The organism is Streptomyces sp. NPDC054757 (assembly GCF_053612185.1).
The window spans coordinates 63,366-82,941 of record NZ_JBSHBW010000013.1 but is presented as its reverse complement, the minus strand read 5'-3'; the positions used below and the strand labels follow the sequence as shown (position 1 = coordinate 82,941).

At 72.1% G+C, this 19,576-nt stretch carries 15 protein-coding genes and 1 riboswitch; of the genes, 4 read left to right on the top strand and 11 right to left on the bottom strand.

What is annotated here, in order from left to right:
* Positions 1–73: 73 nt before the first annotated feature.
* Complete coding sequence (locus ACWGKJ_RS17685; protein WP_385021383.1) at positions 74–1,081, bottom strand: hypothetical protein; 1,008 nt, start codon at positions 1,079–1,081, stop codon at positions 74–76.
* Between the two features lie 475 nt (positions 1,082–1,556).
* On the opposite strand from ACWGKJ_RS17685, the gene sepH reads away from it, so the two are divergent.
* Positions 1,557–2,639 carry a septation protein SepH gene (gene sepH / locus ACWGKJ_RS17680; RefSeq protein WP_385021386.1) on the top strand — a complete coding sequence of 361 codons (1,083 nt, stop codon included), beginning with the start codon at positions 1,557–1,559 and terminating at the stop codon, positions 2,637–2,639.
* Positions 2,640–2,774: 135 nt separating this feature from the next.
* On the opposite strand, the gene ACWGKJ_RS17675 is transcribed toward sepH, so the two are convergent.
* Positions 2,775–3,611 (bottom strand): sulfurtransferase, encoded by an 837-nt coding sequence (locus ACWGKJ_RS17675; protein WP_385021389.1) that lies wholly within the window; start codon positions 3,609–3,611, stop codon positions 2,775–2,777.
* Positions 3,612–3,816: 205 nt separating this feature from the next.
* Here ACWGKJ_RS17675 and ACWGKJ_RS17670 point away from each other — a divergent pair, with 205 nt between their 5' ends.
* The gene (locus tag ACWGKJ_RS17670) at positions 3,817–4,590 is read left to right on the top strand and encodes a VOC family protein (RefSeq protein WP_385021392.1); all 774 of its coding nucleotides are present in this window, start codon (positions 3,817–3,819) and stop codon (positions 4,588–4,590) included.
* Positions 4,591–4,658: 68 nt separating this feature from the next.
* Here the strand turns inward: ACWGKJ_RS17670 and ACWGKJ_RS17665 are convergent, their stop codons facing one another.
* From ACWGKJ_RS17665 to ACWGKJ_RS17645, 5 genes are all read right to left on the bottom strand, one after another.
* Positions 4,659–5,327, bottom strand: a complete 669-nt coding sequence (locus ACWGKJ_RS17665) for a thymidine kinase (protein ID WP_385021395.1) — start codon at positions 5,325–5,327, stop codon at positions 4,659–4,661.
* A gap of 59 nt (positions 5,328–5,386) precedes the next feature.
* The gene (locus ACWGKJ_RS17660) at positions 5,387–6,583 is read right to left on the bottom strand and encodes an alkaline phosphatase family protein (RefSeq protein WP_385021398.1); all 1,197 of its coding nucleotides are present in this window, start codon (positions 6,581–6,583) and stop codon (positions 5,387–5,389) included.
* Positions 6,583–7,170 (bottom strand): DUF5998 family protein, encoded by a 588-nt coding sequence (locus ACWGKJ_RS17655; protein ID WP_327294837.1) that lies wholly within the window; start codon positions 7,168–7,170, stop codon positions 6,583–6,585. Before ACWGKJ_RS17655 ends, ACWGKJ_RS17660 begins: the two co-directional genes overlap by 1 nt.
* 259 nt (positions 7,171–7,429) lie before the next feature.
* Complete coding sequence (locus ACWGKJ_RS17650) at positions 7,430–8,170, bottom strand: class I SAM-dependent DNA methyltransferase (protein ID WP_385021402.1); 741 nt, start codon at positions 8,168–8,170, stop codon at positions 7,430–7,432.
* 130 nt (positions 8,171–8,300) lie between these two features.
* The gene (locus ACWGKJ_RS17645) at positions 8,301–11,279 is read right to left on the bottom strand and encodes a bifunctional acetate--CoA ligase family protein/GNAT family N-acetyltransferase (protein ID WP_385021405.1); all 2,979 of its coding nucleotides are present in this window, start codon (positions 11,277–11,279) and stop codon (positions 8,301–8,303) included.
* 126 nt (positions 11,280–11,405) lie between these two features.
* Between ACWGKJ_RS17645 and ACWGKJ_RS17640 the strand changes: the two genes are divergently transcribed.
* On the top strand, positions 11,406–11,687 hold the full coding sequence (locus tag ACWGKJ_RS17640) for an HPr family phosphocarrier protein (protein WP_385021408.1): 282 nt from the start codon (positions 11,406–11,408) through the stop codon (positions 11,685–11,687).
* Positions 11,688–11,885: 198 nt separating this feature from the next.
* Here ACWGKJ_RS17640 and ACWGKJ_RS17635 read toward each other — a convergent pair whose 3' ends face one another.
* From ACWGKJ_RS17635 to ACWGKJ_RS17620, 4 genes are all read right to left on the bottom strand, one after another.
* Positions 11,886–12,563 (bottom strand): GntR family transcriptional regulator, encoded by a 678-nt coding sequence (locus ACWGKJ_RS17635; RefSeq protein ID WP_385021411.1) that lies wholly within the window; start codon positions 12,561–12,563, stop codon positions 11,886–11,888.
* A 309-nt stretch (positions 12,564–12,872) separates the two neighbouring features.
* Complete coding sequence (locus tag ACWGKJ_RS17630; RefSeq protein ID WP_385021414.1) at positions 12,873–13,676, bottom strand: M23 family metallopeptidase; 804 nt, start codon at positions 13,674–13,676, stop codon at positions 12,873–12,875.
* Between the two features lie 12 nt (positions 13,677–13,688).
* A riboswitch (cyclic di-AMP (ydaO/yuaA leader) is annotated at positions 13,689–13,848 on the bottom strand.
* 313 nt (positions 13,849–14,161) lie between these two features.
* A complete protein-coding gene (locus ACWGKJ_RS17625) occupies positions 14,162–15,529 on the bottom strand; it encodes a M16 family metallopeptidase (protein WP_385021560.1) in 1,368 nt (455 codons plus the stop codon).
* A gap of 20 nt (positions 15,530–15,549) precedes the next feature.
* Positions 15,550–16,941 carry a M16 family metallopeptidase gene (locus ACWGKJ_RS17620; protein ID WP_385021417.1) on the bottom strand — a complete coding sequence of 464 codons (1,392 nt, stop codon included), beginning with the start codon at positions 16,939–16,941 and terminating at the stop codon, positions 15,550–15,552.
* A 181-nt stretch (positions 16,942–17,122) separates the two neighbouring features.
* Here ACWGKJ_RS17620 and ACWGKJ_RS17615 point away from each other — a divergent pair, with 181 nt between their 5' ends.
* Positions 17,123–19,570 (top strand): DNA gyrase/topoisomerase IV subunit A, encoded by a 2,448-nt coding sequence (locus ACWGKJ_RS17615; protein WP_385021420.1) that lies wholly within the window; start codon positions 17,123–17,125, stop codon positions 19,568–19,570.
* Positions 19,571–19,576 lie beyond the last annotated feature (6 nt).

Sequence of the window (19,576 nt, the reverse complement as noted above, 5' to 3'; positions counted from 1 at the left end):
TCAGGCACCCGGCCGCCCTGGATTTCGGGCACCACGGATCCCGGATCCCCGGGGCCGTCACCCGGCGGGAGCGCTATCCCGCCGGGTTCTCCGCTCCGGTGTCCGGCGCGTTGTCCTGCCGGCCGGTGTCGTCGTGCCCGGGAGCGGAGCCGGAGCTGTCACCGGACGGCGTCGGGTCCGGAGACTGCGCCCCGTCGCCCGCCGACTGCGAGGGGCTGGGGGTCGGATCGGCCGACGTGCCGCTCTTCCCCGGGTCGGGCTTCGACCGGCCGGTGTCGCCGGAGCCCGATCCGGAGCCGGTGCTCGCCGAGGGGTCCGGGCTCGGGCTCTGCTGCCGGTCGGTCCGGTGCGGGTCCTGGCTCTGCTGCGGGTCGGTCGACACCGCCGGTTCCGGCGCGTGGTGCCGGGTGCCGCCACCGCCCTGGACCACCGAGCCCACGGTCGTCCCCGAGCCGCCGCTGAGGCCGTGCCCCGAGACCAGCTCGAAGCCGGTGATCCCGAGCATCGCCACGGCGAACACGACCACGGCCGCGAGGGCGGAGCGCTTCCAGCCCCGCACCCGCGTCCCGTGGGTCGTGGCCTCGGTGAACTCTTCGCCGGGGAGTTCCTCGCCGGTCAGTGCTTCGCCCGCGACCGGGGTCAGCAGCCGTGTCGCGTCCGGCTCCGCGTCCGCGGGGAGCCGCGCGGTCCACTCGGTCCCGTCGGCGCCCGTGCCCCGGGCCCACGGCACCGCGATCGTCGGCGGCGCCTCGCCCGGCTCCGGCGCCCCCGGCACCTGCCGCACCGGGACCTTCAGGACCTTCGGTTTGACCTGGACCGTCACCTCGCGGATCTGCTCCCCGGTGCGCCGGAAGAGGTGCTGGAAGATCGTGCCGCCACAGGTGGCGATCACGCTCACCAGGCCCGCGCCGATGATCGTTCCGTACACACCGAGCTGCGAGGCAAGTACCGCCGCCACCACAGCCGCGAACGCACTGCCCGCGACCTGCGGAACGCTGAGATCGAACTGCTTCCGCTTCCCGCTTCCGGTCTCCGTGCCGCCGTCCGGCTTCTGCTCCATCACCAGCCCCTGTTTGCCCATCTGGGTACACCTTGCACCAGAAAGGGACATGTGAGCGAAGTGGATAGTTCCATTTCGGAAGATTGTGTGAAGCACAACACCTGCGCGCATACGCTGGCGGCACATACCGGCCTCCCCTCCGCCGGACCATGGGAAGTTCGGCGGCGAGCCGTCCACCCCCTTGGCCCGAATGGAGTACTGTGGCGAGCCCTGGGCCCGGCCTCCCTCAGGGGTGTCCGGACAGGCGGAAGGGAGCCTAAGGCGGCACTCGAACCGGCGGCACCATGGCAACGCACGGGCGCCTCGCTGCACAGAGTGACCGACGGTCGCTCTGCGTCGCAAACAGGTAACCGTGCCATAACGGCGTTCCAGGGCTGAGGCCCGACACGCCGGATAACTCGGCAAGGTTGTGGCGTGCCGTACCCGGGCAGGCCACACTCGACTAGCGGAAGCAGCGACGCACGTGACGTCGGCAGGCACCACCCGGGAGGTTCCCATGCCCGAACTGCGTGTCGTGGCCGTCTCGAATGACGGCACACGACTGGTGCTCAAAGCTGCGGACAGTACGGAGTACACGCTTCCGATCGATGAGCGGCTGCGTGCCGCGGTCCGCAACGACCGCGCCCGCCTCGGCCAGATCGAGATCGAGGTGGAGAGCCACCTCCGTCCCCGTGACATCCAGGCGCGTATAAGAGCGGGTGCCTCCGCCGAAGAGGTGGCCCAGATGGCCGGGATCCCGGTCGACCGGGTCCGCCGATTCGAGGGCCCCGTGCTCGCGGAGCGCGCGTTCATGGCCGAGCGCGCCCGGAAGACTCCGGTACGGCGCGCCGGTGAGAACACCGGTACCGGCCCGCAGCTCGGCGAGGCGGTGAACGAACGGCTGCTGCTGCGCGGCGCCGAGCGTGACACCGTGCTCTGGGACTCGTGGCGCCGCGACGACGGGACCTGGGAGGTCCTGCTCGTCTACCGGGTCGCCACCGAGACGCACTCGGCGAGCTGGACCTACGACCCGCCGCGCCGTCTGGTGCAGGCCATGGACGACGAGGCCCGCTCGCTGATCGGCGAGTCCGACGACTCGCTGGCGGCGCCGGAGCCGAGCTTCCCGTTCGTACCGCGCATCGCCAGGCTCCCCCGCGACCGGCCGCTCGACCGCACGCTGGACCGGCCGCTCGACCGGGCCCTGGACCGGCAGATGGAGCGGCCCACCGCGCCGGTGCCCGCCCCTCCCGAGCCGGAGGAGAGCGGCAGCGGTGAGCGGGACTCGCTGACCAGCCTGCTGGAGGCGGTGCCGAGCTTCCGGGGCGACATGATCGTGCCCGAGCGGCCCGCGCCGCCCGAGCTCCCGCCGTCCGAGCCCGTACAGGAGCCGGAGTCCGAGGAGCCGCCCGCGGCGTCCGCCGGGGCCGGTTCGGCGTACGCGGACGTACTGATGCCGCGTGCGGTGGCCGGTCACCGCGACCGGCTGACCGGGACGACGGACCGGCAGGCCGAGGCGGACGGCGTCCGTCCCGGCCGGCGGGCCGCCGTACCGAGCTGGGACGAGATCGTCTTCGGGACGCGGCGCAAGAAGCAGGAGTAGCCGGAGCGGTACGTGCAGCAGGCCCGGGGGCCCGTACGCGAGGTGTACGGGCCCCCGGGCCGTGTGCGGTGTGCGGTACGGGCCCCGGGCCGTGCGCTCAGGAGCCCGTACGCGACGCGGGCCCCGCCGCGTGCTTCAGGCCCCGTCGGGCGTGGGCCCCTTGGCGACCGGGCGGGTCTCGTCCGACGACCACTGCGACCAGGAACCCGCGTAGAGCGCGGCCCGGATCCCCGCGATCTCCAGGGCCAGCACCTCATGCGCCCCCGACACACCCGATCCGCAGTAGACACCGACCTCCGTGTCCTGCCCGGCCGCCCCCAACGCGGCGAACCGCGCGGCCAGTTCACCGGCGGGGAGGAAGTGCCCGTCCGCCCCGGTGTTCTCGGATGTCGGGGCCGACAGCGCGCCGGGGATATGCCCGCCGACCCGGTCGACGGGCTCGACGTCGCCCCGGTAGCGCTCAGCGGCGCGGGCATCCAGCAGTACGCCCTTGCGGGCCAGGCCGGCCGCGCCGTCCGCGTCGAGGAGCGGCAGCGCCCCGGGCGCCGGTACGAAGTCGCCGGGCTCGGGCGCCGGGGTCCGGGTGGAGAGCGGGCCCGGCCAGGATGCGAGACCGCCGTCCAGCACCCGGACATCCGGGTGGCCGGTCCAGCGCAGCAGCCACCAGGCGCGGGCCGCGGCCCACCCCTGGCCGCCGTCGTACACGACGACCGGGGCGCCCTGCGAGACGCCGGCCCGCCGCAGCACAGCGCCCAGCTCCGCCGGGTCGGGCAGCGGGTGGCGGCCACCCGCGCCGGGCGGCCCGGCCAGCTCGGTGTCCAGGTCGACGAAGACCGCACCGGGGATGTGGCCTGCCTCGTAATCGGGGCGCAGGTTCGGGCCGCCGAGCTGCCAGCGGACGTCCAGGAGGACCGGCGGACGGGGTCCGGCCGACTCGCTCGCGAGATCGGATGCGGTGATGATGGGTGTCATGGCTGCCATCCTCGCCCAGAGTCCGGCTCACGCGTAACGCCGTAGAAAAGGACGAGGAGTACCAAAACAGGCATCCTCCTGCTGGAACGTGCAAAATGCGGCGCGGCCGGGGCGCGGCGCACGGCAGGTGGTGGAAGCATCTGGGCGGGGGGCGGTCCACCGGCCCCCGCACGGCCACCACCGATGGTCCGAGGAGAGAGCGAAAATGACCGAGGCAGCCTCGCGGCGCAGGCCCGGAACCCCCTGCTGGGTGAGTCTCATGGTGCACGGCCTGTCCGAGACCCAGGAGTTCTACGGCGACTTGTTCGGCTGGGAGTTCCGGCCGGGGCCCGGCCAACTGGGCCCGTACGTCCGCGCGCTGCTGGACGGCCGTGAGGTCGCGGGGATCGGGCAGCTGCCGCCGGACCGCCATCTGCCGATCGCCTGGACGACGTATCTGGCATCGGACGATGCCGATGCGACCGCGGCGGCCGTCAGGCACTGCGGCGGGACGGTGGGCGTGGGTCCGCTCGACGCGGGAGAGGCGGGTCGGCTGGCCATAGGGGCGGACCCCGACGGCGCGGTCTTCGGCATCTGGCAGGCGGCGGCACATGTGGGCACCGCGGAGTGGGGTGTGCCCGGGACGCCGGTGTGGAACGAGCTGGTGACCCGGGATACCGGCACGGTCGGCAAGTTCTACCAGGCGGTGTTCGGCTATGAGTCGGAGGCGGTGGTCTCGGCCGACCTCGACCGTCTGACGCTGTATCTGGAGGGGCGGGCGGTGGCCTCGCTGCACGGGGTCGGCCAGGCGCTGCCCCGGGACCGGGGCGCGCACTGGATGACGTACTTCGAGGTGGCGGACGTCGACGCGGCGGTGCGCCGGGTGACCGAACTGGGCGGGCAGGTGCTCCAGCAGCCGTGCCAGGGCGAGACCGGGCGGCTGGCCACGGTCGCCGACCCGGAGGGCGCGGTCTTCACGGTCGTCAGGACGGAGCGCTGACGTCCCGGTTCGCCAGGACAGGGCGCTGACGTCCCGGTTCATCAGGACGATGCTTGCGCCGTCGGCCGTCAGGACGGAGCGCTGACGTCCGTACGGTCCACCGGGAGGACATCGGGCGAGAGGGCTGCCGCGCGTGCGGCCGACGCGGTCGTCCGCCGCCGGTGGTGCCGTCGGCAGAGGACCTCGTAACCGACCTCGCCCGGCGGGTTGTTGACGTCGCCGACGACCACCTGGGCGCCTTCCACGACCATCTCCCCGTTGACCGTGCGGGCGTTGTGGGTGGCGCGGGCGCCGCACCAGCAGAGCGCCTCCACCTGGAGCACCTCGACCCGGTCGGCGAGTTCGACGAGCCGTTGTGAGCCGGGGAAGAGCTTGGAGCGGAAGTCGGTGGTGATCCCGAAGGCGAAGACGTCGACACCGAGGTCGTCGACGACCCGGGCCAGCTGGTCGATCTGCCCGGGGGCGAGGAACTGCGCCTCGTCCGCGATGACGTAGTCCGCACGGCCGCCGTGCGAGAGATGGCGGACGAGATGGGCGTAGAAGTCGAACCCCTCCCCCGCCTCGACCGCCTCGGTGACCAGGCCGAGCCGGGAGGAGAGCTTGCCCTGGCCGGCCCGGTCGTCGCGGGTGAAGATCATGCCCTGGAGCCCGCGCGCCGAGCGGTTGTGCTCGATCTGCAGAGCGAGCGTGCTCTTCCCGCAGTCCATCGTTCCGGAGAAGAAAACCAGCTCAGGCATGGGAGGTCGCGGGCCTTTCGGGTCTGCGGGGAGGGGCGCGGCGGGCGTGGCAGGCGCGGTTACGAGCGTACTTCGAGCAGCGGTACCAGCTGCTCCGCGGGGGTCATCGAACCGTGTACCCCGACCATGGCCGACTCGTGCGGCTCGCGGCGGGACGCGGTGATCACCACGTCGGCCTGGGCAGCGGCGACGACATCGCCGATCCGCCCGTACACCCGCTCGTCGACCGCGGGGCCGAACCAGCCCGCGGCGATGGCCTCGTCGCGGCTCGCCACCCAGAACTGCCCGCCGAGCACCTCACGCCAGACCGCCAGCACATCGCTCTGCGCACCGGGCAGCGCGTAGACGTGCCGGGCCCGGCCTTCGCCGCCCAGCAGGGCGACGCCGGCGCCCAGTTCCCAGTCCTCGTCGAAGTCGATACGCGACTCCTCGTCGAACGGGATGTCGACCATGCCGTGGTCCGCCGTGACATACAGCGCCGCCCGGGGCGGGAGCTGCTCGGCGAGGCGCTGGACGAGCCGGTCGACGTACATCAGCTGGCCGCGCCAGGCATCCGACTCCATGCCGAAGCGGTGGCCCTTGGCGTCCACCTCGCTGTAGTACGTGTAGATCAACGAGCGGTCGGCCGCGCCCAGTTGGGCGGCGGCCAGGTCCATCCGGTCCTCGCCGGTGAGCCGGCCCCTGAAAGTGCCGCCGCTCAGTGCGACCTTGGTGAGCGGGGTGTTCTGGAAGTCGGGCGCGGAGACCTGCCCGGTGTGCACGCCCGCCGCGTCGGCGAGTTGGAAGACCGTGGGGTACGGCTGCCAGAGGTGCGGGTCGGTCCAGGGCCGCCAGCGCAGCTGGTTCATCAGCTCGCCGGTGGCCGGGTTGCGGGTGGTGTACCCGGTGAGGCCGTGGGCGCCGGGTGGCAGTCCGGTGCCGACCGAGGCGAGCGAGGTCGCCGTGGTGGCGGGGAATCCGGCCGTGAGCGGACGGCCGGTGGAGCCGCGCGAGGTCGGCAGCAGCGAGTGGAGGTACGGGGCCTCTTCGGGGTGCGCGCGGATCTGCTCCCAGCCGAGACCGTCGATCAGGAAGACGCAGTTCCGGTCGGCGGGCGTCAACTCCGGGATCGCGGAGGTGAGACCGGGAACTCCCAGTCCCGCGGCGAGAGTCGGCAGCAGGTCGGCGAGCGAACCCGAGCCGTACTCCGGCACCGGGGCGGTGGAGAGGGCGAGCGGGGCGGTGTCGTCCTCGTACGGCCAGTCGGGCAGAGCCATCAGCGGCCGGCCGCCGCGGTCGCCTCGGAGAGCGCCTGGGAGAAGGCGAGGGTCTGGCGCACGGTGTCCGGGCCGTCGCCCGCCTCGCTCACCCGCAGGCTCAGATCGTCGGCCGTGGAGTTGCCCGTGTAGCCGTGGTCCGCCTCGCAGTTGGGGTCGCCGCAGGCCGCGGGCTCCAGATCGAGCCGGGCGACGGCGCCCCAGCCGATGGTCAGGACGACCTCGCGGGGCAGGGTTCCGGGGACGTACTTCTCCGGGTTCGCCACGACACGGCTGAGCACGACGGAGGAGATCCGGCCCAGCTTCACCGACTCGGTCGACGTGGTGGCGAACGGCGTCGGCGAGCTGCCGTCGGCGGCCTGCTCGTCGGTGTGGCTGACGATGAAGCGGTTGCCCGTCAGGACGAGGACCGTGACATGGCGGCGGACCTCGTTGGAGTCGAATGTCGTCTCCTGGTGCACCAGGTACGACGAAACCGGTTCGCCGCCGACAGCGGCCTCCACCGCCTCGGCCACGAGGGCCGGGTAGTAGCCGCTGCGCTCGATGGCCGCGCGGAGCCCCTGGGTCGTTGTACCGGTCTTCGCCATGGGCTCCATCTTAGACGCCGCCATCGGCGTCACCACGTCGCTCGGCTGCCGGAACCGGGCGGTGGCCCCTGCCGCGCCGGGTGCCCTGCGTGTGCTCTGCCGCCGGAAGCGACCTGACCGGGGTGCACGGATGCCGCTTGTACGGGATCGGCGCCCCTGCCGGGAAATGTGCGTCAGGTCACGCCGGCGTTCATCGCACCGAGCTGATTCCCGCTTCCGGATGCGCACTGCTCCGCCGGCGGCAGCCCGGGGGCGGCCCTCAGACCGGCTTGCGCCACACGGAGATGTGCTTCGCGGAGTCCTGGGTGAACGGTTCCCCGTCCCAGTCCGCGACGCGACGTTCCAGTTCGAGCCCGGCGATCCGTGCCATCAGGTCGAGCTCCGCGGGCCAGGCGTACCGGTGCCGGGAGCTGCCACGACGGTAGCGGCCGTCGTCGCCGTCGCGGGTGAAGTGGTGGGAGACGAGGATCTGCTCGGCCAGGTCGAAGGTGTCGAAGCCGAGATGCCGCTCGGAGACGTCGAAGGGCACCGCGACCTGGCCGGGAGGCAGGAACCGCAGCGGCGGCACACCCAGCTCGATGACGAACCGGCCGCCGGGTTCCAGATGGCGGGCGGCGTTGCGGAAGCACTCGACCTGTTCGTGCTGTGTGAGCAGGTTCGAGAGGGTGTTGTACACGAGATAGACAAGGGTGAACCCGCCGGGGACGACAGTGGTGGCCATGTCTCCGACGGACACCGGAAGCATGTCCTCATCGACCTTGCGCCGGAGGACCGCTGCCATGTGCGCGGACAGTTCGATGCCCACGACCGGCACGCCGTGCTCCCGGAGCGGTACGCCGACCCGTCCGGTCCCGATGGCGAACTCCAGTGCCCGGCCGTCTCCGGCGAGTTCCGCGAGGAAGGCGAGAGTAGGTTCGAGAACGGCGGCCGATGACATGTCGGTCTGCTCGGCGTCGTAGCGTTCGGCTGTCGCACGGGTCCACAGTTCGCTGCTCGTCATGGACAGCCACTGTGGCGGGCGGCGACGGACGCTGTCGACGCATTTACTCCCGCCGGCCCCGATCGCACAGTCCGCAGTCCGGGGCGCGGGGCCTGCGGAACCCTGCCGGTACGGGGTCGGCGGCCGGCCGTCAGTAGCTGGGGAGACGGCGGGGGCCCAGGTCGCCGAGTACGTTGGCCGGTGCGAGCCGTACGGCGGCGCCGAGCACGGAGAGTCCGCACTGCCCGACCACCACCGGTTCGAGAGCGACGGACACCACTTCCGGGTGGTCATCCACCAGCCGCGACACCCTCAGCAGCAGTTCTTCGAGCGCCGCGGTGTCGACGGGCGCCGAGCCGCGCCAGCCGAACAGCAGCGGGGCGGTCCTGACGCTTCTGATGAGCCCCGCGGCGTCCCGGTCGGTGGCCGGGACGAGACGGTGGGCGGTGTCGCCGAGCAGTTCGGACGGCGCCCCGGCCAGCCCGAAGGAGAGGACAGCGCCGACGGCGGGGTCGATCGCGGACCGTACGACGGTGTCCACCCCGCGCCCGACCATGGCCTGCACCACGGGCCGGACCTCGGCCGGGCTGCCGAGGTCGCCGGAGAGTTCGGCGTAGGCGCGCCGCAGCCCCGCCTCGGTCGCGATGTCGAGCCGCACACCGCCGAGATCGGGGCGGTGGCGGAGATGGGGCGCCGTGGCCTTGAGCGCCACGGGGTAGCCGAGCTGCTCCGCGGCGGCGACGGCGGTGTCCGCGTCCGGGGCCGGGTGGGCGGGCCGGACGCGGATGCCGTACAGACCGAGGAGTTCGCAGGTGTCGTCGGGCGAGAGTGCCAGGCCGCGGGTGACATCGACGCGGGCGGTGGCGAGCAGCGCATCGATCCGGTCGGCTGCGGCGTTCTCGTCGATGTCGTCGTACTCCGGTACCCGGCCGGGCTCGGCGGCCTCGCGGCGCCACTGCGCGTACCGGACCGCCTGGGCGAGCGCGCGGACGGCCCGCTCGGCTGCCGGGTAGGCGGGGATGCCTCCGGTGCGGAGGGCGGGGGGCGTGGCGGGTGCGCCCGTACCCTTGTCGGCCCGGCTGGTCGTGTCGTCGCCGCCTGGCGTGCCGGCTGCGGTGGCCGCGGCGCCCGACGTGTCCGCTGTGTCTCCGGTATCCCCCACGGGCGCACCGGCCGGGGCCCCTCCCCCGCCGCCGTCCCGGTCGGCCGGGCTGTCCGGGGTGGCGGCCGGGCCCGTGCGTGGGGTCGCGGCGGCCGTTCCCCGGGGGCCGCGTACCGTACCGGTGGCCGCCGCCAGTGCCTCCGCGAGACCGCCGATCTCCAGATGCACCACGGCGACCGGCTTGGCGGGGGCGTCCTCGGCCGCTTCCCGCAGGGCGGCCGCCAGTACCTCTCCGTCACCCGACTCGGTCACGCCGTTCTCGCCCACCCAGGGGATCGCCGTGACCAGCACCGCATCGCATCCGTCGTCCGCCAGGGCCCGGCCGAGCGCGTCGCGGAAGTCCTCCGGGGTCGCATCCGTCGTCAGATCGACGGGCGGGAGCGGCCGCAGGCGCTCGGTGAGACAGGCGTCGTAGGTCAGCAGTCCGAGCGACTCGGAGTTGCCGAGGATCGCGACGCGCGGCCCCGATGGCAGCGGCTGCCCCGCCAGCAGCAAGCCCGCGTCGACGAGTTCGGTGACGGTGTCGACCCGGATCACACCGGCCTGCCGCAGCAGCGCCGAGACCGTGGCGTCCGGGACCCGGGTGACCGGCACCGCATGCCCCGGCGGGGCGCTGCCGCTGTGCCGGGCGCCCTTGACGACCACGACCGGCTTCACCGCAGCGGTGCGCCGGGCGAGCCTGGTGAACTTACGGGGATTGCCGATCGACTCCAGGTAGATCAGGGCGACATCGGTGTCCGGGTCCTCGTACCAGTACTGGAGGAAGTCGTTCCCCGACAGATCGGCCCGGTTTCCCGCCGAGATGAAGGAGGAGAGCCCGGCGCCGTGCCGGTGCAGCGCGGAGAGCAAGGCGATGCCGATCGCGCCGGACTGGGTGAAGAGTCCGATCCGGCCGCGCACCGGCGACTCGGGCGCGAGCGAGGCGTTCAGCCGGACGGCTTCGGCGGTGTTGATCAGGCCGAAGGCGTTCGGCCCGATGACACGCATACCGTACGAGCGGGCCCTGCGCAGCAGTTCGCGCTGGCGCAGCAGTCCTTCGGGCCCGCTCTCCGCGTAACCGGCGGAGATCACGACGAGCCCCTGCACCCCGTTCGCCCCGCAGTCGTCGACCACCCCGGGCACCTGCGCGGCGGGAACGGCCACGACCACCAGGTCGACCACTTCCCCGGCAGCGGTCACGGAGGACACCGAGCGGTGGGCGGGGGCGCCGTCCACCTCGGTGAGGCTCTCCGGGAAGGCCCGGTTCACCGCGTAGGTGCGCCCGGTGAAGCCGGAGCCGTGCAGATTGCGCAGGACCGCGCGCCCCACCCCGCCGGCCCCGCGCCCCACTCCGACGACGGCGACGGAACGGGGGGCCAGCAACCGCTGCACCGACCGCGCCTCCGCACGCTGTTCACGGGCGCGCTGCACCGCCAGGGACGCCTCGGTGGGCTCCAGGTCGAAGGTGAGATGGACCGAGCCGTCCTCGAAGCTGCGCTTCTGCTCGTACCCGGCGTCCGTGAAGACCTTGATCATTCTGGTGTTGGCCGGCAGGACCTCGGCGACGAAACGGCTGACCTCGCGCTCCCTGGCGACCGCCGCGATGTGTTCGAGCAGCGCGGATGCCACGCCGCGCCCCTGGTGGGCGTCCTGGACGAGGAAGGCGACCTCTGCCTCGTGCGCGGCGATCCTGTCGTAGCGGACGGTGGCGATGAACTCGCCGTTGACGGTCGCGGCGAGACCCACCCGGTCGACGTAGTCGTGATGGGTGAAGCGGTGGACGTCCTTGGCGGAGAGCCGGGGGTACGGTGCGAAGAACCGGTAGTACTTCGACTCGGGTGAGACCAGCTCGTAGAAGCTCACCAGCCGGTCGGCGTCCTCGGTGGTGATCGGCCGGATCCGCGCGGTGCCGCCGTCGCGCAGCACCACGTCCGCTTCCCAGTGGGCCGGGTACTCCTGGTGCGGGTTCTCCTCCAGCGGGGGCTGCATGCTGAAAGCGTACGGGTCGCGGTGGCACGGGGAGCGGTGCAGGCTGGTGATCCGGCAGAGCCGCACCACGGTACACCCGTGCAAGAATGGTCTAGACAACTGTCGCAGAACTCGAAGGGCAACACCATGGCTGAGCGTCGCGTCAAGGTCGGCTGGACCGAGGGACTGCACGCCCGACCGGCCTCCATCTTCGTCCGTGCCACCACGGCTTCGGGGGTGCCGGTGACGATCGCGAAGAACGGCAGCAACCCGGTGAACGCCGCATCGATGCTCGCCGTACTCGGCCTGGGCGTGGAGGGCGGCGAGGAGATCGTGCTCACCTCGGACGTGGAGGGCGCCGACGCCGCCCTGGACCGGCTGGCCAAGCTGGTCACCGACGGGCTCGACGAACTCCCCGAGACCGTCTGAGTATTCTGTCTTTCCGGGTGCCGGGCATGCGGCTGCGCAGCGAACGCACCGGAACATCCGAAAAGCAGAACATAAAAAGACTGCACAGAAAAAGACAGCACGAAAGAGGAGATGGATTACCGGATTCCTCTCGGACGGGCGCGAAAGAGCAGCGGCCGGCAAGCCGAAATTATCTGCTCCCTGTATACGGCAGCACTGTTAATCGGTGATGCCGACAGTGTTTACGGCATGTTTCGGATCCTTCCCGCGCCCCGGTTTCCGCAGCCGGTGCGCCGCCCTGGCGTGCTCCGCGTGCAGAGCGGTGAGCGCACGGGCCCGCTCCGCGTCGCCGCGCGCCACCGCGTCCACGATCGAGCCGTGCTCGGCCCAGGACACGACCGGAAGGACCGGCTGCTCGACGGCGTACATCCAGCCGATCTTCTGCCGCAGCTGGCCCAGCAGCGTGGTCAGCGCCGAGCTGCCCGATGCCTGCGCGAGCGTCTCGTGGAACCAGCCGCCGAGAGACCGCAGGTCCTCGCCCTGCCCCCGCCCGGCCCGCTCCTGCCCCAGCCTCACCAGGCCGCGCAGCACTTTCAGATGGGCTTCGGTCCGCCGCTGCGCGGCGCGCGCCGCGCCCATCGGCTCCAGCAGCATCCGCATCTCCAGCAGGTCGGCCGCCTCACGCTCGGTCGGTTCGGCGACACAGGCGCCCGCATGGCGGCGGGTGACCACGAACCCCTCGGACTCCAGGGTCCGCAGAGCCTCGCGGACCGGGACCCGCGAGACGCCGTAACGGCGCGCGAGCACCTCCTCGGTCAGCCGGCCGCCGCGCTCGTACACCCCCGAGATGATGTCGTCACGGATTGCCGTGCATACCGAATGCGCGGGAATACGCATGCCCCAACCTCCGCATCGACGTCCGCCTATCGCGGCCTGTCCACAGCTGTGCGGTGACTCTATGGCAGGGCGGGTCAATTCCCGAAGGCCCCCGGTAAATCATGGATATCTTTTGGCCAGGCAGAAACCGGCCGTGCGAACACCGGGCGCTGGAAATGCCTCGTGCGCGGATCCGGAACGCGAGTGGCCCCGGCGCGCGGCGGACGCGCCGGGGCGGCGGAAGAGGACCGGCCGGGGACCGGCCGGGGGCACACGTGGCTCGCCCGGGCCTGCCGGGGTCGGACGTGGACCGCCCGGGGCCCTGCCGGGTCAGACGTGGACGCCGTGCGAGCGCAGATAAGCGACGGGGTCGATGTCCGAGCCGTAGTCGGGACCCGTGCGGGCCTCGAAGTGGAGGTGCGGGCCCGTGACGTTGCCGGTGGCGCCGGAGAGCCCGATCCGCCGGCCCGGAGTGACGGACTGGCCGACCGAGACGCCGATGGACGAGAGATGGCCGTACTGCGTGTACGTGCCGTCATGCATCCGGATGACGATGTTGTTGCCGTACGCACCGCCCCAGCCGGCCTCCACGACCGTGCCGGCGCCGACGGCGTGGACCGGGGTGCCACTCGCGGCATGGAAGTCGATACCGGTGTGGCTGCCGGAGGACCAGAGGCTGCCACCGGTCTTGTAGCCGGTGGAGACGTACGAGTCGGCGACCGGGACCACATAGGCGTTGAGGCGTTCACGGGCCTGGGCGCGGGCCGCGCGCTGTTCGGCAGCCCTGGCGGCGTGTTCCCGCTCGGCCTTCGCCTTCGCTGCCGCCCTGGCCCTGGCCTTCGCCACGGCCTCGGCGTGGTCGGCCTCGTGCTGCTGTGCGGTGGCCTGGGCGGCTATCCGGTCGGCGACCGTGTCCCCCACGAGGATGGTCCGGTCGAGACGGGCTTCCTGCGCGGTGGAGACCTGCGCGCCGTCGGCCACCGCCGGGGAGGCGAGGGCGCCGATGACACCGGCTGTTGCGAGGGTGGCGGCTCCGGCGATGCCGACGGCCCTGCGGTTCGGACGGCTCGGGTGGTCCGTGCGGGCCGGGCGGTTGGGGGCACGGTGCTTGCCGGTGGGACGGCTGAACGCCATGGAGGGGCTGGTCCTTTCCTTCCCTGTCGCCTACCGGGTTAGCTGACGGGTTCGGAGCAGGAAGGTCCCCTACGGGCCCGCCCCTGCGGAGCGGCCCCGATTCACCCCAGGGACTGAGTGGGTCCCCGGCTCCCCCGGCTCGCGCCTGACGGGGACTCGGCGATCGCTGTCCGGCGCCGCGGTCGCGGCTTATGTCCGACGGACAGCGAGTGTGACGCTAAGCCGTCGGTCCCGGCCGCACCAAACGGACAGCGGATTCTGTCGCACATCCCACATCCCACATCCGACGTCCAGCAGCCCATCCCCGACAGCCGGTACCCAGCGGCCCATGTCCAGCTGCCCGCAGCCGGTACCGGGCCTGGCCGCGCGGCCTCGGGACAGCCCGGGCAACGGACCCCGCCGCGAACGGACGGGGTCCCGGCGGACTCACCGCCCGCCGGGACCCCGCAGCATGGGCCGCCCTGTGGCAGGGGCGGCCGGCGCGCTCAGCCGCTGACCACGGTCACTTCCCCGATGCCCAGCGCCCTGACCGGCTCCACGATCTGCGCGGCGTCCCCGACCAGCACCGTCACCAGCCGGTCGTCGGGGAAGGCGGAGACCACGGCGGCGGTCGCCTCGACCGTGCCGGTCGCGGCGAGACGGGCGTACAGCTGGGCCTGGAAGTCGTCCGGCAGATGCTGCTCGACCTGGTCGGCGAGGGTGGCCGCGACCGCGGCGGCCGTCTCGTACTTCAGCGGGGCGACCCCCACCAGGTTCTGTACGGCGACATCCCGCTCGGCGTCGGTCAGCCCGCCCGCGGCCAGCGTCCTCAGGACCTTCCAGAGGTCGTCGAGCGCGGGCCCGGTCGACTCGGTGTCCACCGAACCGCTGATGGCGAGCATGGCGGCGCCCGTCCCGTCGGCGGCCGAGCGGATCACCTGGCTGAAGGCCCGCACTCCGTAGGTGTAACCCTTCTCCTCACGCAGGACTCGGTCCAGACGGGAGGTGAGCGTGCCGCCCAGGCAGTAGGTGCCGAGGACCTGGGCGGGCCAGACACGGTCGTGCCGGTCCGCGCCGATCCGGCCGATCAGCAGCTGGGTCTGGACCGCACCCGGGCGGTCCACGACGACCACCCGGCCGGTGTCGTCCGCGGTGATCGGGGGGACCGGGCGGGGCGTGCCCGCGTTGCCCTTCCACTCGCCGAGGGTCTCGGCGAGCACCGCGTCCAGGTCGGTCCCCGCCAGGTCGCCGACGACGACCGCGGTGGCCGTGGACGGGCGGACGTACGCGTCGTAGAAGGCGCGGACACCGGCCGCGTCGATACGCCCCACGGTCTCCTCGGTGCCCTGGCGCGGACGCGACATACGGGCGGTGGCCGGGAACAGCTCCTTGGAGAGCTGCTTGGCAGCGCGGCGGGCCGGGTTGGCCAGCTCGTGCGGGATCTCGTCAAGCCGGTTGCCCACGATCCGCTCGACCTCGCTCGGGGCGAAGGCAGGCGCCCGCAGCGCGTCGGCGAGCAGGCCGAGCGCCTTGGGCAGCCGGGAGACCGGGACTTCGAGGGAGACCCGGACACCGGGGTGGTCGGCGTGCGCGTCGAGGGTGGCGCCGCAGCGCTCCAGCTCGGCGGCGAACTCCTCCGCGCTGTGCTTGTCGGTGCCCTCGGAGAAGGCCCTCGCCATGATCGTGGCAATGCCGTCGAGCCCCTCGGGCTCGGCGTCCAGCGGGGCGTCGAGGCTGATCTCGACAGCGACGACCTGCTGTCCCGGGCGGTCGCAGCGCAGCACCGTCAGCCCGTTGGGCAGGGTGGAGCGCTCGGGGGCCGGGAAGGCCCAGGGCCTGGGGGCACCCGCCTGGGGCTGCGGGTGGAAGGTCATGGTCACGGCCGCGGGGTCGGTCACTGGTCCGCCTCTGTGCTGTTGCTGTCGGTGGCTGCGGTGGCCGGGTCGGATTCGGCGTCCGCACGGGTCTCTTCGGGCTCATCGGCGGTGACGGGCTCGTACACCAGGACAGCCCTGTTGTCGGGGCGCAGCCGGGCCTTGGCGACCGCCTGCACCTCGTCGGCCGTGATGTCCAGCACCCGGCCCACCGCGGTCAGCGCCAGCTGCGGGTCGCCGAACAGCACGGCGTACCTGCACAGTTCGTCGGCGCGGCCGGCGACCGTACCGAGCCGGTCGAGCCACTCGCGCTCCAGCTGGGCCTGCGCGCGCTCCATCTCCTCGGCCGTGGGGCCCTCGGCCGCGAAGCGGGCCAGTTCCTCGTCGACGGCCGCCTCGATCTGCGGGACCTCGACACCGCCGGACGTCTTGACGTCCAGCCAGCCGAGCGAGGGGGCGCCGGAGAGCCGCAGCAGACCGAAGCCGGCCGCGACCGCCGTACGGTCCCGGCGCACCAGCCTGTTGTGGAGCAGTGACGACTCGCCGCCGCCCAGGATCGTCAGCGCGATGTCCGCGGCGTCGCACGCGCGGGTGCCGTCCTCGGGGAGCCGGTAGGCGGCCATCAGGGCGCGCGACGGCACCTCCTCGTACAGCTCCTCGCGCACCTCGCCACCGAGGGTGTCGGGCAGTGAGCCGTCCCGCGGCGGCTGCTTGCCGTCGTGGGAGGGGATGGTGCCGAAGTACTTCTCCACCCAGGCGAGCGTCTGCTCCGGGTCGATGTCGCCGACAACCGAGAGGACGGCGTTGTTGGGCGCGTAGTTCGTACGGAAGAACGCCCGCGCGTCCTCCAGCGTCGCCGCGTCCAGGTCGGCCATGGAGCCGATCGGCGTGTGGTGGTACGGATGGCCCTCCGGGTAGGAGAGTGCGGTCAGCTTCTCGAACGCCGTGCCGTACGGCACGTTGTCGTAGCGCTGGCGGCGTTCGTTCTTGACGACGTCCCGCTGGTTCTCCATGGACTCCTCGTCGAGCGCGGCGAGGAGGGAGCCCATCCGGTCGGCCTCCAGCCAGAGCGCCAACTCCAGCTGGTGCGCGGGCATCGTCTCGAAGTAGTTGGTGCGCTCGAAGCTGGTGGTGCCGTTGAGCGAGCCTCCGGCCCCCTGCACCAGCTCGAAGTGGCCGTTGCCCTCGACCTGTCCCGAACCCTGGAACATCAGGTGCTCGAAGAGGTGGGCGAGTCCGGTACGGCCCTTGACCTCGTGGCGTGAACCGACGTCGTACCAGAGGCAGACCGCGGCGACCGGGGTCAGGTGGTCCTCGGAGAGCACCACCCGCAGGCCGTTGGCCAGCCGGTGCTCGGTCGCTGTCAGGCCGCCGGAGGCGGCCTCGGCCGTGGCCGTGTGACCCATGGGCATGTACGTCCCTTCGATCGCGTGTGTTGACCGCGTTGGAATGCAGTCCTGCCACTGTATGCAAGCGCACCGACAGCCGGGAGCCATCCCGGTGTGCACGGGTCGCGGTCGGCGTTGTCGGTGGGACAGTCCACAATGGTCGGCGTCAGTACCGGACCAGGCACGTGAAGGAGCCGCAGCAGCGATGGCCCGCCGCAGCACGAAGACCCCGCCGCCGGAGGACTTCGAGGAGAAGATTCTCGACATCGACGTGGTCGATGAAATGCAGGGCTCCTTCCTGGAGTACGCGTACTCGGTGATCTACTCACGGGCCCTGCCGGACGCCCGTGACGGCATGAAGCCCGTACACCGGCGCATTCTCTACCAGATGAACGAGATGGGGCTGCGGCCCGACCGCAGCTATGTGAAGTGCGCCCGGGTCGTCGGCGAGGTCATGGGCAAGCTGCACCCGCACGGCGACGCCTCGATCTACGACGCCCTGGTGCGGCTCTCGCAGTCCTTCTCCATGCGGCTCCCGCTGGTCGACGGACACGGCAACTTCGGCTCGCTCGGCAACGACGACCCGCCGGCCGCGATGCGGTACACCGAGTGCCGGATGGCTGACGCCACGTCACTGATGACCGAGTCGATCGACGAGAACACGGTCGACTTCGAGCCGAACTACGACGGCCAGGAGCGCGAGCCCGGCGTGCTCCCGGCGGCCTACCCGAACCTCCTGGTGAACGGCTCGTCCGGGATCGCGGTCGGGATGGCCACCAATATGCCCCCGCACAATCTGGGCGAGATCATCGCGGCGGCCCGCCATCTGATCAAGCACCCGGGCGCCGATCTCGACACCCTGATGCGCTTCGTGCCGGGCCCCGATCTGCCGACCGGCGGCCGGATCGTGGGTCTCGACGGGATCAGGGACGCGTACGAGCGCGGGCGCGGCACCTTCAAGATCCGTGCGACGGCCACCGTGGAGAACGTCACGGCGCGCCGCAAGGGCATCGTCGTCACCGAACTGCCCTTCGCGGTCGGCCCGGAGAAGGTGCGGGCGAAGATCAAGGACCTGGTGGCGTCGAAGAAGCTCCAGGGCATCGCGGACCTGAAGGACCTCACCGACCGGGCGCACGGGCTGCGGCTGGTCATCGAGATCAAGAACGGTTTCGTGCCCGAGGCCGTGCTCGAACAGCTCTACAAGCTCACCCCGATGGAGGAGTCCTTCGGGATCAACAACGTGGCGCTGGTCGACGGGCAGCCGCTGACGCTGGGCCTCAAGGAGCTGCTTGAGGTCTATCTCGACCACCGCTTCTCGGTCGTCAGACGGCGCAGCGAGTTCCGCAGGACCAAGCGGCAGGACCGGCTGCATCTGGTCCTCGGGCTGCTCGTGGCGCTGCTCGACATCGACGAGGTCATCCGTCTGATCCGCTCCAGCGACAACTCGGCGCAGGCCAAGGAGCGGCTGATCTCGCACTTCTCGCTGAGTGAGACGCAGACCCAGTACATCCTGGACACCCCGCTGCGCCGGCTCACCAAGTTCGACCGGATCGAGCTGGAGAGCGAGCGCGACCGGCTGAACAGCGAGATCGAGGAGCTGACCCGGATCCTGGAGTCCGACGCGGAGCTGCGCAAGCTGGTCTCGTCCGAACTGGCCGCGGTGGCCAAGAAGTTCTCCACCGATCGCCGGACCGTCCTGCTGGAGTCGGCGGGGACCCCGGTGGCCGCGGCCGCCCTCCAGGTCGCCGACGACCCCTGCCGGGTACTGCTGTCGTCCACGGGGCTCCTGGCGCGTACGGCCACCGCCGACGGGCTCAGCACCGAGGGGCAGAAGCGCACCAAGCACGATGTGGTGGTCTCGGCCGTGCCGGCGACGGCGCGGGGCGACATCGGCGTGGTGACATCGGCCGGCCGGCTGCTGCGGCTCGGCGTGATCGACCTGCCGCAGCTGCCCGACACCGCGTCCGCGCCCAGCCTGGCGGGCGGTGCGCAGATCGCGGAGTTCGTCTCGCTCGCCGACGGTGAGCGGGTCGTCTGTCTCACCACGGTCGACGAGTCGTCACCGGGTCTGGCGATCGGTACCGAACAGGGCATCGTCAAGCGGGTGGTGCCCGACTACCCGGCCCACAAGGACGAGTTGGAGGTCATCGGCCTGCGGGACGGCGACCGGATCGTCGGCGCGGCCGAGCTGCGCACCGGGGACGAGGACCTGGTCTTCATCACGGACGACGCCCAGCTGCTGCGCTATCCGGCCGGGCAGGTCAGGCCGCAGGGCCGTCCGGCGGGCGGTATGGCCGGCATCAAGCTGGCCCAGGGGGCCAAGGTGATCTCGTTCACCGCGGTCGACCCGGCGGCGGATGCGGTGGTCTTCACCATCGCGGGTTCGCACGGCACGCTGGACGACTCGGTGCGTACGGCGAAGCTGACCCCGTTCGACCAGTACCCGCGCAAGGGCCGGGCGACCGGCGGGGTGCGCTGCCAGCGCTTCCTGAAGGGCGAGGACCTGCTGGTGCTCGCCTGGGCGGGCGAGACCCCGGTGCGGGCCGCCGCCGCGAACGGCGCCCCGGCCGAACTGCCGGAACCTGACCCGCGGCGGGACGGCTCCGGCCTGCCGCTGACCTCGGCGGTGGCGAGGCTCGCGGGGCCGGTGTAACCGGAA